Origin of the sequence: Snuella sedimenti, from assembly GCF_016428595.1 — a bacterium.
Classification (GTDB): Bacteria; Bacteroidota; Bacteroidia; order Flavobacteriales; family Flavobacteriaceae; genus Snuella; species Snuella sedimenti.
In genome coordinates this window covers 70,528-88,473 of record NZ_JAELVQ010000011.1, presented here as the reverse complement: position 1 = coordinate 88,473, position 17,946 = coordinate 70,528, and the positions used below count along the sequence as shown (strand labels likewise).

The 17,946-nt window shown below is 34.6% G+C and carries 9 protein-coding genes; all 9 read right to left on the bottom strand.

The window, feature by feature from the left end:
• Positions 1-150: 150 nt before the first annotated feature.
• A complete protein-coding gene (gene bglX, locus JF259_RS10120; RefSeq protein ID WP_199115204.1) occupies positions 151-2,484 on the bottom strand; it encodes a beta-glucosidase BglX in 2,334 nt (777 codons plus the stop codon).
• Positions 2,481-3,581 carry a glycoside hydrolase family 16 protein gene (locus tag JF259_RS10115; RefSeq protein WP_199115203.1) on the bottom strand — a complete coding sequence of 367 codons (1,101 nt, stop codon included), beginning with the start codon at positions 3,579-3,581 and terminating at the stop codon, positions 2,481-2,483. Before JF259_RS10115 ends, bglX begins: the two co-directional genes overlap by 4 nt.
• Before the next feature lie 85 nt (positions 3,582-3,666).
• Positions 3,667-4,611, bottom strand: coding sequence for a PKD domain-containing protein (locus JF259_RS10110; protein WP_199115202.1), 945 nt, complete (start codon positions 4,609-4,611; stop codon positions 3,667-3,669).
• Positions 4,612-4,716: 105 nt separating this feature from the next.
• Positions 4,717-6,807, bottom strand: a complete 2,091-nt coding sequence (locus tag JF259_RS10105) for a PKD domain-containing protein (RefSeq protein ID WP_199115201.1) — start codon at positions 6,805-6,807, stop codon at positions 4,717-4,719.
• Positions 6,808-6,825: 18 nt separating this feature from the next.
• Positions 6,826-8,304, bottom strand: a complete 1,479-nt coding sequence (locus JF259_RS10100; protein ID WP_199115200.1) for a RagB/SusD family nutrient uptake outer membrane protein — start codon at positions 8,302-8,304, stop codon at positions 6,826-6,828.
• Between the two features lie 10 nt (positions 8,305-8,314).
• On the bottom strand, positions 8,315-11,344 hold the full coding sequence (locus JF259_RS10095) for a SusC/RagA family TonB-linked outer membrane protein (protein ID WP_199115199.1): 3,030 nt from the start codon (positions 11,342-11,344) through the stop codon (positions 8,315-8,317).
• 228 nt (positions 11,345-11,572) lie between these two features.
• Positions 11,573-14,389 (bottom strand): helix-turn-helix and ligand-binding sensor domain-containing protein, encoded by a 2,817-nt coding sequence (locus JF259_RS10090; RefSeq protein ID WP_199115198.1) that lies wholly within the window; start codon positions 14,387-14,389, stop codon positions 11,573-11,575.
• A gap of 176 nt (positions 14,390-14,565) precedes the next feature.
• Positions 14,566-15,243, bottom strand: a complete 678-nt coding sequence (locus tag JF259_RS10085) for a head GIN domain-containing protein (RefSeq protein ID WP_199115197.1) — start codon at positions 15,241-15,243, stop codon at positions 14,566-14,568.
• Positions 15,244-15,429: 186 nt separating this feature from the next.
• The gene (locus JF259_RS10080; protein ID WP_199115196.1) at positions 15,430-17,658 is read right to left on the bottom strand and encodes a ribonuclease R family protein; all 2,229 of its coding nucleotides are present in this window, start codon (positions 17,656-17,658) and stop codon (positions 15,430-15,432) included.
• Positions 17,659-17,946 lie beyond the last annotated feature (288 nt).

The following is a 17,946-nucleotide window of genomic DNA, read 5'->3' as shown; positions in this document are numbered from 1 at the left end:
TACGACATTGTTTTTTCAATTTTATTTTAGGGCCTGTTAACACTAATCCCAAAAGTCGCTTTTCCGCCCTTTTTCCGCATTTCTTCGTCTATTTTTGACAACGTAGCCCGCTATGTTTTACAAAAATAGCCTCGAAATCCGAAAAAATCATCAAAAAATCCGTGCATTACGTTTAGTGTTAACAGACCCTAGTTCAAACCCCATTTCCAGAATAGTATTTGAGCTTCCTCCAACAAATACCATAAATTCACCCGGTTCTACAACAAATTTACCTTCATTGTTATAAAACCCTAATTCTTCCTCTGTTAAAGTAAATGTTACCGTCTTCGACTCATTAGGCTTTAGTGAGACCAATTCAAAACCTTTTAACTCTTTAATTGGCCTTGTAACACTAGCTATCATATCCCTAATATACAATTGCACGACTTCTTTTCCTTTTACAGTTCCTGTATTTTTCAAATCAACAGCAACCTTAAATGTACCTTCTGAAATCGTATCAATTTTTAAATTACTATAAGAAAACGATGTATAGCTTAAACCATGACCGAATGGATACAAAGGTGTATTACTTTCATCGATATAATGAGACCAAAACACTTGGTTGGGTGCAGGTATTACAGGTCTTCCCGTATTCTTGTAATTATAGTATATTGGCACTTGTCCTACACTTCTTGGGAATGTCATGGGTAACTTACCACTCGGGTTGTAATCACCATATAAAACCTGGGCGATTGCATGACCACTTTGCGTTCCCAATTGCCATGCTTCTACAATAGCTGGTATATGTTTATCTGCCCAGTTTATGACTAATGGCCTTCCATTGTTTAGTACCAAAACAATATTTTTGTTTACTTGGTAAACAGCTTCTAAAAGTTCTTGTTGTACACCGGGTAGCCCTAACAAAGCCCTGCTTCTTCCTTCACCACTTTGGAATCCATGTTCTCCAAGGACCATAATAACAACATCAGCATCTTTAGCTACAGCTATTGCTTTATTAAACTCACTTTTATCTGTTGTGTTAATATTTACTTCAAAAGGAAATCCTGTTTCACCAAGGGCAACATCGGCCCCTTTTGCATAGTTTAACATATTACCGCTGTACTGTTCCATCCCTTCTAGAACAGAAACAGCGGTATCATCATCTGCCGCTAATCGCCAACTTCCGAGAGGACTTGTTTTATCATTGGCCAGCGCACCTATTATAGCAATTTTCTGCCCTTCTTTTTTAAGGGGTAGCAAGTTATTTTCATTTTTAAGGAGTACAATAGATTTTCTTGCCATATCCAAAACAGCCTCTTGAATTTCCTTATTGCCCGTTACTTCTTTTTCTCTTGCTTCATCGCAATATTTATAGGGATCATCAAATAATCCCAATTCGAACTTAACTCTTAAAATACGCGTAACTGCATCGTCTATTAGTGTTTCAGAAACCTTTCCTTGTCTAACCAATTCTGCCAATTCGTTTACATAAGCATAGGATTCCATATCCATATCTGATCCGGCATTGACTGATAATTCTGCAGCATGCCTTTTATTCTTTGCATAACCGTGTGCCATCATTTCATTTATTGAGCCCCAGTCGGACACTACAAAACCATTATACTCCCATTTTCCTTTCAAAATATCACGTTGTAGAAATACGTTACCAGTGGCAGGCACACCGTTTAATTCGTTAAACGAATTCATAAATGTTCTTACACCGGCATTCGCAGCTGCTTTAAATGGAGGAAAAATGATATTGTACAATGTTGATGTGCCAACATCTGCTGTATTATAATCCCTTCCTGCTTCTGCAAAACCATAACCTGCCCAATGTTTGGCACAAGCTGCAATGGTTGACGGCGAGGATAAATCATCACCCTGGAATCCCTTAACTCTTGCAACACCAACTTTTGCCCCTAAAAAGGGGTCTTCGCCGGCTCCTTCCATAACACGTCCCCAACGTGCATCCCTTGAGATGTCAACCATAGGCGCAAATGTCCAATTAATACCAGCAGCTGCCGCTTCTTTGGCTGCTACTTGAGCCGATCTTTGTATTGCTTCCAGATCCCAACTAGCCGCTTCTGCCAATGGAATAGGGCTTATGGTTTTATAGCCATGAATTACGTCGAATCCAATAATTAATGGAATGCCTAAACGGGTTTCCCCTACAGCTATTTTCTGAACCGCTCTAACCTCTTTAACACCCTTAACATTTAACATGGATCCTACATATCCTTTTTTTAAGTGCTCATATTTTTTGGCTGCATCACCAGAAGACGGAGAGGGGCCAGTAACATCCCAAAAACCATTGTATTGGTTCATCTGGCCTATTTTTTCTTCCAAAGTCATTTTGTCAAGTAAGCTTTCTACTTTACTATCTATTGACTCCGAGTGTCCTTTATTGATACTTCCTGAGCTATTGGTCTCTTGACTATTGTTACAGGAAACTCCTATTAAAAAGGAAATAAGGACTATGTTTAAACGTTTTAAATCTTTTCTCATTGGTAAATTTTTATATAGTCTATTTCCATGGTTGATTCGGTAAAATTTTCATCGATTGTAAACCAATTTCCACCCATTGCAATGTTTAAAATCAAAAATTGAGGTTTGGTATATGGCCAAGTATTACTGTCTTTAACATCTGGTTTATAAGTATATAAAATGGTTCCATCTAATGAAAAATGCAATGCGTCTTCTGTCCATTCTAAACCATAAACGTGAAATCCACTCGAAAAATCATTCACGGTTGTTTCTCCTACTTTAGTTCCAGAACAACCACCTGAACAAGCTGGGGTATGGGTTGCACTGGATACAATTTTAGGGTTATGTCCCCAATGCTCCATGATATCAATTTCTCCACAAGCAGGCCACCCAACAGTATCTATGTTGGCACCTAACATCCATATGGCAGGCCAAGTACCTGATCCACTTGGTAATTTAGCTTTTACTTCAACCTTTCCATAAGTGAACTCATATTTGTCTTTTGTTAACAATCGAGCCGAGGTATAATTAAATCCTTGATAAGCCTCCATTTTAGCGGTTATTTTTAAAACCCCATCTTCAACTTTTACATTCTCTGGTCTATTGGTATAATATTGCTTTTCTCCATTGCCCCAACCACATAAATTTGGACAACCATTTCCTAAATCGTATCCCCATTTTGAGTCGTCTGGTTCGCCATTTACATCGAATTCATCTGACCAAACCAATTTAAGTGGTTTTTCTCCAACATAAACAGTAATAGTTTTAAACAAACTAATGGTATGTCCTGTGCTTGAGTAAGCAAAAACTGTTACCAAATAATTGTTAGTCCCTTCTCTGGAAAATGTATAATCCAATTCACCACTGGCACTTTTTACCTCGGCTTCATTTTCTATTTTAAAACCATAGGTAACCGCATTAAATGCTGTGGCTTTACAAGTTATAGTTCCTGAACCGTCACCATTAGGGTTTTCAGTGTCCAATCCTAAAACATCTATGGTTAAGGACAAATTACTGGGAATAATCGCTACTTCTGTTTCTGGAGATATCATCGAATCACTGTTCCCTGAACAAGAAACAAAAAACAATAGGATGACATGTAAAACTTTATTAAGCATACGTATTTGATTTTTAATTAAAACTTAAAGGAATCCTACTAGAAGTAATGAATGGATATACTTCTAGTAGGGATAAAATCAACTATTAATCATTTGGGTTATCTGTTTGGTATTTACAATACCAAGCCAATGCAGGATTAGAAGCATCTAACATTCTTACAGACAAGGTGCTGTCTGTAATTTCATAAATTTCTATTGAACTAATACCAACGTACCAACACATAAAACCGCCATCTGAGAAATTAATGGTTGTTCCTCTATATTCTCCATCAACTGTAGCATTTGAGTTTGATGGAGAGAAACTAACATTTTTTACGCCATCTAAAGTTGGAGCTACATCGGTACCGTGACAAGTATCGCCCGCAACACCTATTGATGCTGCAAAGTCTCCAGGTGTATAGGCTATATCTGTTAATTGTTCGAATGTTACTTTACCATCGGCAGATTGTGTAAAAACGAACTCTGCATCGTACATACATAATTTATCGGAATGCCAAGCATTGGATGTAAACCATTGTGACCATGTATGTTCTCCACCAGGCTGTACATCATTAGGTCCTAAACCTATATTTCCAGGTTTATCGGCTGCCCAATACCACTTTTTACTATTACCCGCTCCGCCCGTTAGGAAATCCTTGGCCTCTTGGTCTTCAAAGGAACTAAATACATCTATATTCATTGAAGTTGTTGTTGTTATTCCACCAATACCAGAGGCCATAACAGTAACGGTATAGGTGTTTAATCCTGTTAGACTAAATTGGTGTGTTATATTACCCGAAGGCGCAACAACAACATCTGTATTGTCTCCAAAATCATATCGATAAGTGATGGCTCCATCTGAACTTGTAGTAAAATTTACCAGACCCGATCCATCTCCATTTGGGTTGTTAGCATCCATGCCAACAATTTCTGCATTCATATTAACATTACTTGGTGCTACAATATCACCAACAATACCTTCATCGTCTTGACAACCAAATATTAGTGCCAATAATAAAATTACTCCTAATTTAAATTTTATTGTTTTCATCTGTTTAAATTTTATTGTTTTAGAGGTCAGATGCGATGCCCAAATTATCATATTGGTTGGGTTTACAACTTATTGTTAATGGGCATTTCATAATCTATCTTTTTTCTAATTATGGAAATAAATATTATCCACATATACTGTTGCACTACCTCCAGAAGTATCCCAAACTAACTGGGTAATATTTGAAAAATCTAAGTTATAATCAGATAATGGAATTGTAACACTAACCCAAGTACCTGTAAGGATTTCAGATAGGAAAACAATGTCTTCTTGTACTGGATCCAATGCCGTATTCACTATTTTAAAACCAAGGTTAGTAGCATCTGGTGTATAGTAATCGAAATGTAAATATTTAACCCCTGTTAAGTCGGTTGGATTTCCATAATCTGTTACGATACCAGAATAGTTTAAAGCTTGGTATAACCAAATATTATCGCCATCTACACTAAAGTCTGTTAAGGTCGTTGTTTGTCCCCAATTAGGATTTACTTCATTAAGTGTAACTCCTGTGTATGCGTCACTGTAAATTGAAATAACATCATTTTGAGCGATTGTCGGAACTGGTGCTATGACCTCTGGTTGTATAGAGCTCTCAGAATAAAAATACAGATTGTCTATATATACTTTAGCACTGCCTCCATCGGTATCAAAAAGTAACTGGGTTACTTGGGATGCATCGATATTGAACTTACTTATTGGTATGGTAACGCTTACCCAAGTACCTCTAACTATTTTATCTATAAATACTACACCTTCTTGACTCACTACTGTATTCACTATTTTTAAACCTAGCTTCTCTGCATCTGGTGTGAAATAATCGAAGTGAACATAGTCCATAGCAGATAGGTCTGTTGGGTTACCATAATCTGTTACAATTCCTGTATAATTTAATGCCTCGTATAGCCAAATGTTATTGCCATTTAAATCTACAGTGGTCAAAGTTGTTGTTTGCCCCCAATTTGGGTTCAATTCACTTAAACCAACATTGGTATAGCTATCGCTAAAAATGGATACAACGTTAGCTTCATTTTGCGTTGGAGAAGGCGCGTTATATTCTGGTACTTCTGCAACTGTAGATGGCTTATAGAAATAGATATTATCAATAAACACTGTGCCAGCTGCCCAAGGGTCTCCAACAAACTTCATTTGGAAAATTTCTGTAACTGTTAGTCCTTGGTCTGTATAATCTGTAATAGGAATATCAATACTTGTCCATTCACCAGCAGTTAAATCGCTCCACACAGGCTTTTCCGTAACATTGCCAGAAGCATTGTTGATTAATGATGTTTCTATCTTCAATCCTTCATCGGCTGTCCATACATCCAGGTGCAAATATTTCATTCCTGAAACATCAATGCTAGTTCCATCGGCTAAGGCAATGCCTTGATAGCTTAGGTTAATGTATTGTAACATCATATCACCATTTAAGTCAAACTCTGCCCAAGAGCTACCTTGGCCTCCTTGACCCCAGTCTGGAAAGAAATTAGTACCAGGTACATTGGTGTATTGCGTACTATAAAGAGAAATGACGTCTGTTTCTTCTCTATTTGGAGGTGCTGGTGCAGATGCTATTGGTTGCAAAATTTCCGTAACTTCAAATTCCTCTGTATACTCTGTAGTTGCAATAGCAGCGCCCATAACCACAACTCTAATGGTATAGGTTCCTGGTTCTTGGTAAGTATATGAAATAGGCTCTCCTATATTGGCACTAACAGGGTCATCTATTCCAGGTTCTCCAAAATAAACATCGTAAGACACGGCAAAATCTGCATTAGCCGTGACATTAACCTGCTTAGAAACGGCAATATCGTTTGATATTGAAACGGCAACATTTTCTGGTGCTTTAAATGAAACCTCAAGGTTTTGATTAACTTCTGTTGTTAATCCTGTAATACCTACAGCTTCTATTATTACCACATACGATCCCTCTTTATAAGTGTGCGTTATACCTTCACCTTGTATTACATTTACGGGTTCTGTTGTATCATCACCAAATGTGATATTGTAGTTTGATGCGCCAACGGCATTGGGTGTAATATTTACAACTCCTGTATTGTCTTGGGTTACTTTAAATGTTGCGCTTACATCACTTGGTGCGACAACTTTATCTACAAAACTCAAATCGTTATCTTCAGTACAGCCAAAAATCAACAATAAAGCTATGCTGAAGGTATATAAATATTTTAATGTTTTCATCTGTTCAATTTTTTGTTTTTAGTATCCTGGGTTTTGTGCCCATCGTCCACCAGATAAATTAATTTCTTCTATTGGGATAGGAAATAATTCATGTTTACCAGCTACAAATCCTTCAATTTCTTGGGCTGCTCTTCCAGTTCTCACCAAATCGAAAAAACGATGGCCTTCACCAACCAGTTCAACGCGACGTTCTTTGTAAATATCATTGGTTAAATTGGATCCTGTTGTGTTAACATTTGGTAATAATGCTCTATTACGAACTTGATTAAGGTAATCTTGTGCCCTGGTATCGCTTATGCCTCCTCTATTTAAAGCTTCGGCTGCCATTAACAAAACATCGGCAAATCGGATAGCCCTGTAATTGTCTGGATTCGTTAATGCTGCATCACCTATATCCAAATCGCCTTTTCGGGCTATATACTTTCTGTTAAAATAACCTGTTTGTTCGTATCCTGCTGTTTCATCGTAAGACGATCCTGGATTGTCAATAATGTATTGTTCTATATCCAGAATAGAGGTTTCGTAACGTAAATCTCCTGACTCGAAGGCATCAACCACTTCTTGGGTAGGAACGTTAAAACTATACCCGGCATCAAATTTTCCTGTGGCATCAACAAAACCTCTAGGCCCATTAAAATAAGTCGTGTAATTTCCTTCTAAACATTGAAAACAGTCAAAACTTCCACCATCAACATCTGAATATTGTACTTCAAAAACGGATTCTATATTATTCTCCCAATCCCGTTCGAACATATTAGGATACTCTTCTGAAGTCAATAAGCGATGCGGTCCGTTATTTATTAAATCTTCCAATACGGCTGCAGCTTCATCAAATTTGTCTTGATATAAATAGGCCTTACCTAAAAGGGCTTGTGCAGCGCCTTTGGTCACTCTACCTGTTTCGTTTTGTACATACGGTAAATTGGCAGCAGCAAAGATTAAATCATCTTCAATTAGGGCATAAACTTCTGCTTTTGGAGTTCTGTCTATAGTAAATTGATCTCCAAAACGGATTCGTTTATCTATTAACATTGGAACATCGCCCCACCACTTAACCAAAATAAAATTGTAATAGGCTCTTAAAAACCGTGTTTGTGCAATGACGCTTGTTTTATTCGGAAAATCGGTTTTATCCTGAAATTCCATAATATAATTACAGCGGTTAACCGCTTCGTACATCCACTGCCACATGGTTCTTAATCCACCATCACTTTGTCCAACAGGGGAGTGGATCATGTCGTCTATTTGCTGAATGTAAGGTGAATCTGTTGCGCTCTCTCCACCGCATAATGTATTGTCGGAAGCTATTTCAGCATATTGGTAAAATTTTGATGTGGTCTGTAAATAGTCATAAGCAGCTACTAGTGTCAATTGATAATCATTTTCTGAGTTGAAGTAATCCTCTGAGTTTTCATCTTCTGAAGCAACATCAACAAATGAATCACTACATGAAAATACTACTAGGGAAACTATTAAGATATATATTAAATTTTTCATATCGCTTTTTTTAAAATTTCACATTAATACCTAACAAAAATGTACGAGCGCTGGGATAAATCCCTTGATCTATTCCGCCTCCAATTGGAGCACCTGTTCCAGCTGTGGGATCATAACCACGATATTCTGTAAGTGTGAATACATTGCTTGCCGACACATAAATTCTAAATTTATCGAGCGATGACTCTTCGGAATTGTTATTAGAAAAAGTATATCCTAATTGTATGTTTTGTAAGCGTACAAATGAACCATCCTCTACATAATAATCTGAAAACAATGTATTTGGATTTGTACCTATAGTTTGTCTTGGTGCAGCATTGGTAGAGCCAGGCCCTGTCCAACGGTCTAAATACCATATAGGTTTGTTCACCAACTGCTGATTTCGCTCATAATTACGGACTATTTCGTTGCCAAGAGAGGCAAAAGCATAGGCTGAAAAGTCAAACTTTTTATAGTCGAAAGATATGTTAAGTCCCATAGTTGCATCTGGAATTGGATTTCCCAGATCAACGCGATCCTCTAAATCGATAACCCCATCATTATTTTGGTCAACATACCTAAAATCACCTGGTTGGGTTGCAATGTTGGTTACGGCCGCATTATCTACTTCATCTTGGGTTTGAAAAACGCCATCGGTTTTATACCCAACAAAATATCCTAATGGAAAACCTGCTTCCATTCTTGCTATTACTGGTTGGGATATTCCAAAATTACCGCTTTCAAGAAACTCACCTTCGCCACTTACCGATATTACCTCATTCTTAATTGCAGTAACGTTATAGTTGATACTGAATTTAAAATCTTCACCAATAGTGTCTGAATAGCCAATAGCAAATTCGATACCTGTATTTTCAACAATTCCTGCATTTACAAATGGTGCTGCTCCGGTTCCCAATAAACCTGAAACTTCGGGAGACACCAATAAGTCTTCTGTTCTTCTTATAAAATAATCGGCGGTAATATCTACTTTATTGTTGAGTAAACGCATATCGACACCTATGTCTAAGGTTTTTTGTTTTTCCCATTTAATTTCCGGATTTGCAATACCTCCTGAAGCTTTTCCAAATATTTCATGTTCAGCATCATTTCCTCCAAAAAAGTAAGTGCCTTCTCCATTTAAAAGGGACACAAATCGATAATCACCAATTCTATCGTTTCCTAAAATCCCATAAGAAGCCCTTATCTTTAAAAAATCTAAAAACTTGCTATTAGTCATAAAGTCCTCGTCGGATACTACCCAACCCAAGGAGCCTGATGGAAAATACCCAAACTTGTTTCCTGGCCCAAATTTGGTAGAACCATCCCGGCGTACCACAGCAGATAGTAAATACTTGCCTTTATAATCGTATTGTACTCTTGTAAAGTAGGATAACAATCGGCTATCAAATGTTGGATTGCTACCTCGTTCTTTATAAATATCTTCCTGATCGGAAGCTAAATCTACCTTGGCATTAGCAGGATCGTTATTAATGATATTTTTTCCTGTTCTTCCAGAGAATACTCCTGTTGTTTTGAAAACAGAGGTTCCTAAAAGGACATTTAATTTATGATTGTCATTAAAGGTGTTTTCATATTTTATAAATCCATCAAAAGTGTAATCCCTAAAAATATCAAAGCCCTCAAAAACTTCACTGGTAAGGGTGTTAAAAACTTTACCAACACCATAAAAGTCTATGGGGTCAAAAGAATAATTATCTACTTCAGCATAGTTAAATTGAATATTCGCCTGGGCTGTAAAATGGTCTAAGAAGTTATAGGATAGTCCTGCAAACCCATTAAGTTTCATTACTTTATTCCGGCTATAGGTATTGGCCATTTGTGCCAATGGGTTTACCACTTCTCCTCCTAAACCATCGGCTAGTGTGTAATCTCCATTTCCGTCTCTAACGGGACGGTTTGGAGCCATATTTAAAGCATTGAACAAAACAGATCCTAAAGTGCTTTCTGGTAGATTATTCTTTTTGGTTCTGGTCAAGGTTAGGCCTGACTTAAATTTAAAATTTTCTAAAAAATCTAAATTATAGGTTGCAGCATTGGTAATGCGCGTAAAATTAGATTTTGATCCGCCAACAATCCCATCTTGTTTTAAAAGCGAAGAGCTATAAGAGTAAGATGATTTTTCTTTACCTCCTTTAAAGGTAATGGCATGATTGAATATAGGTGCATTTTGAAAAACCTTATCTTGCCAATCTGTACCAACTCCTAAAGCAGACAAGTCTGAAAAAGGAGGCGTACTGCCCGCAGCCGCATACCCCTCGTTAACAATAACAGCATACTCTGTAGCATTTAAAACTGGTATTTGTCTTGTGGTTTGCTGAAATCCTACATAAGCATTATACTCAATGGTTAAGGGCATTTCTTTACGACCCGTTTTAGTGGTAATTAAAATTACGCCATTAGCTGCACGAACGCCATAAATACCTGCTGTAGCATCTTTGAGTATATTCATACTTTCTATGTCATTGGGATTTATAACACTTAAATCTTCAACAACGTTACCATCAACAAGAATTAGTGGGCGGCTATCACCATTTGTTGAAACACCGCGTATACTAATAGTTGATGCGCCCCCGGGAGATCCTGAATTAGTAGTAATATTTACGCCGGCTACTTGACCTTGTAATGCCTGTTCAATTCGGGTTGGTTTGAGTTTTTCAATGGTTTCTGCACCAACAACCGATACGGCTCCGGTAATTTCCTTTTTGGTTTGTGTTCCATAACCAATTACAACAACCTCGTCTAATTTTGCAAGATCTTCTTGAAGTGTAATAGTTAATTTTGAGCTAGTGGTTACAATCTCTTCATATGTTATATAGCCTACATAGCTAAATTTTAAAGTAGAACCAACCTGAACGTCAAATAAAGTAAAGTTTCCATCAAAATCTGTGACAGTTCCTTTACTGGAATCCTTTACAAGGATATTAACTCCAGGAATTGCAATCCCGCTTTCATCTATAACCATACCACTTATATCTATATTCTGGGCACTGGAATAGCTTATAAATAATAGGGTTAAAATTTTAAAGAGCGTATGTCTCATAAGTTTAGTTTTTTTGTTTATGTAAACCTAAATATTTATGTTGTTGTATCTTAATTTTACACCCCAACAAAAAATATACACTACAATAAAATAGTTAATTTTATAATAAAAATCTAACAATAATAGGTATTCATTAAGATTTTACAACCTCTAAATGTAATTTACTAAGATTACAAAAAGCACTAATGTTGTGGTAATGTATAGGTAAAAATGACTTTTGTAGTGTAATTATATTTCCAAAATATAATCTGTTAAGCTCGATTCGTGTTGTAAATCCATCTTTTTTCGCAATCTATAGCGTTTAACTTCCACACTTCTGGCCGATATATTGAGTAGTGGAGCAATTTCTTTTGAAGATAAATTTAGCCTTAGGTAAGCACAAAGTCTAAGGTCATTTGAAGTAAGATTTGGATGTAGTGTTTTAACCTTCTTTAAAAAATCTTTATCGGCATTATTAAAAGCTTCTTCAAATACGTGCCAATCGTCTGTATTGTTAAGGTTTCTATCAATAATTTTTATAACATGCTTTAAGCTCTTATTGTTTTTTGTAACATCACCCAACTCTTTTTTAATACTATTGAGAAATTCGTTCTTTTTAATCAAACTCATAGTTGATATGGCCAACTCCCTATTTTTATTCTCAATATCCTGCTTTAAATTTTCATTATTTAAACGCATGAGTTGTTCTTTGTTTTCAAGTTCTTTTAACTCAAGCTCCCTTTTATTTTTTAATAGTAGTTTTTCCCTTTGCTTTTTATAATATCGTTTGTAAATATTATGCATTAACAACGAAAACAATAGAAAAAATGCAACGTAAAAAGCAATCATTACTTTTTTAAGATACCAAGGTGCTTCAATATTAAAGCCATAGCGCTCTGTATTCGTTGAAATTTCATTTCCTAACCGAGCTCTTACATAAAAGGTGTAATCGCCATATGGTAAGTTTTCGAATAGCTCAGATGATTTTGTTGACCACTGACTCCATTCATTATATATTCCATCTAGTTTATATTGATACTCGGTTATTAGATACTTACTATATTCTGGTACACTAAAACTAAATTCAATATTGTTCTCTTTATTTTTAAATTGTCCTTTTTTGGTCTTATCAACATAATTTGACCTATCCGTGTTCTTATAAGTGCTATTTGAAATTTGGTTGATGTTTACTTCAAACGTTTTGTCGTACAGTTTATTTAAATCAATTATTACATAACCCAGCGAGGTACCATATAGGTATTTATTATCGCTTATATGTGTAATGTTTTCATATCCTGACACATCATTTCTTACATAACTTGGAAATGATATTCTTTTTATTTTAGGAATATTACTTAATTTTCTGGGAGCTAAATAATTTAATCCGTGCAATGAAAAGCTCCATAATCGATTATTAGCGGTATCGTTTACCAATTTTCCCGAAGTATATTCTTCTTCTTTAAATAATCTACTTAAAATAGAATCCTTTTTAAAGACCTGATTTTCTTTATTAAATTTAAAGATTCCTTTTTGGTGAGCATATAAAATATCACCTTGATACTTTGTTAAACTGGTTTTTAATCCTTTATCTACCGAAGTCTCTTTAACAATCTGGTTTACTTTGGTTAATGCATCGTTTAGTTTTATTTTGAACACCCCTTTATATTCATGGCTAACAAAAACTTCGGTTTGGCTAAGCATTTCAAAATATCTGCTGGATACATCAAAGCCTTCAATCTTATTTCTTAATTGCCAAAGTCCTTCTTTATTTTCTAAGACATACAATCCGCTATAATTTCCTTGTAATAACAAATTATCGCTATTATCAATAGTTCTAATGTTCCAGGTTCCTAAAACGTCTATAGCAAGTTTTGCTTTACCTTCATTAATAACAAACGTACCAGAGTTATGTCCACAAAACAAGGTATCTTTTAATACCTTTAAACACCATACAGCTCCTTGGGTTCCTTCAATAAATTTAAAGGTATTATCTATTCCTTCTTTTTTATAAAATAACCCCTGATTAGTCCCAATGTATAAATAACCTTTAAATAGAGCAGAAGCATTCACCGCTCCTATATTTCCAGCCTCATCATTGTAAATGCTGAACGGTGATTTTATGTTTATACAGTCTATACCATTTTCTAAGCCTAACCATATATTATTATCTATATCTTCAAAAACTGATAGTACTGTATTATTACTTAAACCACTGGTTTGGTTAATTTGATAATTAATATCGCCTTTAGGTGTTAGATGTATAATCCCATTAGAAATAGTTCCCAACAAAAAGCTTTTATCTTTTAATTGTTTGCTATTATATATTCTATGCTTGGATATGGTTTCGTTAGCAGAAATGTTCCATTTGGTAAGTTCTGTCTTATTAAAAATATAAAAACCGTTATCTTCTGTTTGAAACAGGATGTTTCCATTATGATTAAAAATATTAACTAATAAATTTTCTCTTAAGACACTATTATTTGATACGAGCTTAGATGCTCCATTTTTTATTTCATAAACCCCATCTTTTACTTTTTGAAAATAAATGCTTTCATTTATTTTAAACATTTTATAGATGGTAGTTTCTGAATTGATTACAGAATAGGAATGGTCTTTTTTGTTGTATATATAAATTCTTTTTAAAGACTGAAACAAGACCCAGTCGTCAAGCGTTATAATATTCCAAAATTCCTCATCTTCAAGAAACGTTATCTTTAGTTCTTTAGAGAGGGAATGGTATATTAATATGCCAAGTTCATTTCTTTTCCAATAACCAAACTCTTTATAGCTTCCTGTATAAATTGTTTCTTTAAAAGCATTAACAGATCTAATTATGGTTTGATTGGGTGAGGGATACAATGTCCATTTAGCTCCATTATATTCAAGTAGTCCTTGATTATTTGCAACATAAATATACTTATCAACCGATTGTGAAATTGACCAGTTTTGATTTTCGGCACCATAATCGTTAGGTGTATAACTGTTAATTGGCGGATGTTCTTGTGCAATAGCAAGTAAACAAACAAAATACAACAAAAAAACAAATACCCCCTTTATCAATTTCACAACTAAACATATTTTGTATAGTTACTAATTTAATAAAAATAAAGGATAAACCCAGTTATGTATGGTTATTGTATGGAAATGCAATAATTAGGTATGCATTTTATTTAAGTATACTTCATAAAAATAAAAACCCAATACCTGATTGGCATTGGGTTTTCATTATATTTATTAAAGTTCTAGTTTTCCATTCGCTTAACACGACCTCCTAAAACTTTGCTTTCATTAATAGTTTTAGGATTACCGTAAATATACACATCACCTCCTGCTCTTATTTTTATATCAACTACATCTGATGCATTTACATAGGCTTCACCAGCAACATTAATAGATACATTTGTTTTATCTGTTTTAAGGGTTTCACCATTATAAACACCTCCTGTTAGTAGTGAAATTTTTTGTGACTTGGATTTTCCTGAAACATTTATGATCCCACCTGTAACTGCTTTAGCATTGGTATAATCGGTATCGAGTTTAACCTCAATTTTAGCACCTTCTTGAACCCTTAAATCTATTTCAAATTGCTTAATAGTGTTATCTACATATATTCTAGCGCCTTCATTGGCATCAATAATGTCTACACCACTATAATACAAGGTTACTTTTGTTTTATCACCATCAAAAATTTGCTTTAAACTCATCTTTATTTTAAGTGTACCATTCTTATTATTAACCAAAACATATTCACTGTTTTGACCTGAAATAATAACTTTGTCTTCTTTTGATTTAATCATTTTTACTTCGATCAAATCATATACCTTAAGTTCTTTAAATTCACCAATGGTTTTCTCTATGGGCTGTTGTGCCAACATAACTGCCGACATCAATATTGTAAAAATTGTAAATACGCGTGTCATTTCTTTTTTGCTTTTTGTTTATTATAGTAACGGTAACTAACAATTATTATTCCTTTTTTACTTAATAATCAAAATTTAAATGTTTAGAGACTTGTCTCGATAACAAAATACTTTTTATAAATAAATACCTCTTACTTTATATCGTAATCAAATTGGATACTTTGAAATAGCAAATGCATTTTACATTTAATCGACTAAAATAAAATCCAAATGCTTCTTTACCAGATCTGTATTTTTAACCTTTACGGTCACTTCGTCACCTAATTGATACATGTTTTTAGTATGTCTGCCAATTAAAGCATATACACTTTGGTCAAAAGCATAATGATCGTCCTTAATATCCCGTATACTCACCATACCTTCACATTTATTGGCTATAATCTCTACATAAATACCCCAATCGGTAACGCCTGAAATTACACCAACAAAATGCTCGTTTTTATGATCTTCCATAAAACGTATTTGCATGTACTTGATAGAATCACGCTCTGCTTTGGTTGCTAGATTTTCCATATTACTGGAATGCTGACATTTGTCTTCGTAGGCTTCGGTATTTGCAGATTTTCCACCATCTAGGTAATGTTGTAATAAGCGGTGTACCATGACATCGGGATAACGACGAATAGGCGATGTAAAGTGGCTGTAATAATCGAAAGCCAATCCGTAATGCCCTATATTTTGTGTTGTGTATTCGGCCTTACTCATACTTCGAATGGCAAGCGTATCTACTAGGTTTTGTTCTTTGGTACCAACGACATCCTTCAATAAATTATTAAGTGATGTCGAAATCGATTTTCTATCCTGAAAATTTAACTTGTATCCAAACTTAGAGACTATACCTTGTAAATTGGCTAATTTACTATCATCCGGTTCGTCATGAACACGATATACAAAAGTTTTCTTAGGGCTTTGTTTGCCTATAAATTCTGCTACTTTTTTATTAGCAAGCAACATAAACTCTTCAATTAATTTATTAGCATCTTCACTGGTCTTAAAAAACACACCTGTTGGCTTACTATCTTTATCTAAGTTAAATTTAACTTCTACCTTATCAAACGAAATAGCACCTTCTTTCATTCGTTTACGTCTCATTAGCTTAGCAAGTCTATCTAAAACCAGTATGGCTTCGGCAATTTCGGGTTTGGTGTTATATGCTTGTTCCGTTAATGAAACATCTTGTGAAATTTGAGTGTTAATTTCTCCTCTGTTATAAATTTCTGCCTTCGCAGGAATAACAAACTCTATATTATTTTCAATAATGGCCTGCGCTTCTTCGTAAGCAAAACGGGCATCACTATAGGTTACGGTTCTACCAAACCATTGCTCTTTAATTTCAGCTTTATCATTTATATGAAATACTGCAGAAAAAGTTAATTTTTCTTCGTTAGGTCGCAAAGAACAGGCATTATTAGACAAAACTTCCGGTAACATAGGTACCACGCGATCCACCAGATACACCGAAGTGCCCCTTTCGTAAGCTTCATCATCTAAAATGGTTCCTTCCTTAACATAATGCGATACATCAGCAATATGTATTCCTACCTCGTATAAGCCATTCTCTAGTACTTTAAATGATAAGGCATCATCAAAGTCCTTAGCATCCTTAGGGTCTATGGTAAAGGTTAAATCCTTGCGCATATCACGTCGCTTTGCTATTTCATCTTTTGTAATGGACGTATCTAAGTTATTGGCAAAGGTTTCAACTTCGTATGGAAATTCATAGGGTAGTCCATATTCTGCCAAAATAGCATGAATCTCGGTATTATGTTCTCCTGGTTTTCCTAAAACTTTGATCACCTTTCCATAAGGTGAATCGGCTTTTTCTGGCCAATCTTCTAGTTTTACCAATACTTTATCACCATCTTCTGCTTTAAAGGTTTTATTAATAGGAATAAAAATATCTTTATACATTTTATTACTATCTGGGATAACAAAAGCATAATTGCTATGCAATTGAATTACACCAACATATTCGCTTTTTTCACGTTTAAGAATATTGGTTATTTCACCTTCTATTTTACCTCGTTTCCGCCTTTTGTAAACGTAAAACTCTACTTCGTCGCCATTTAAGGCTTTATTCATATTATTAGAAGCTATAAAGACATCTTCATCAAAATCATCACAAATAATATAGCCCGATCCTTTTGCTCCCATATCTAATATTCCGGTATGGTATTCGGTATTAACAATGGCTTTAAACTTGCCACGTTCTACTTGTTCAATTTCTTGTTTAGCTGCTAGTTGCGCTAATTTTTTAATAATTTGATTTCTACTACTGGCATCGTTAACACCTAGTTTGGCAGCAATCTGTTTATAATTAAAAGCTTGGTTTCTTTCTTTTTTTAAAATACTCAAAATTGTATTTGAGAGATTGGAAATACCTTTATTCGATTTCCTCTTTTTCTTTCTTGTCATTTAATTTTTGTAATCATTTTCATTTCCTAAGATACAGGAAATTCATTTATTTAATAGCATTGTTTTAGGAGAAGGATGCGCTATTTATTTTTTACAAAGCTACAACTTAAATATTAAATCATATTTTTTATATGTTAAATGATAGTAAATGTTTGTTAACATCCTTTTTAAATTTAACATTTATCATTTTACAAGCTTTTAACATATAAATTGTAGTTATCCACATTATATATATTATTAATAGTTTCTTTTTAAAATTTAAAAAAATAAATAATGGTTATTATAGGC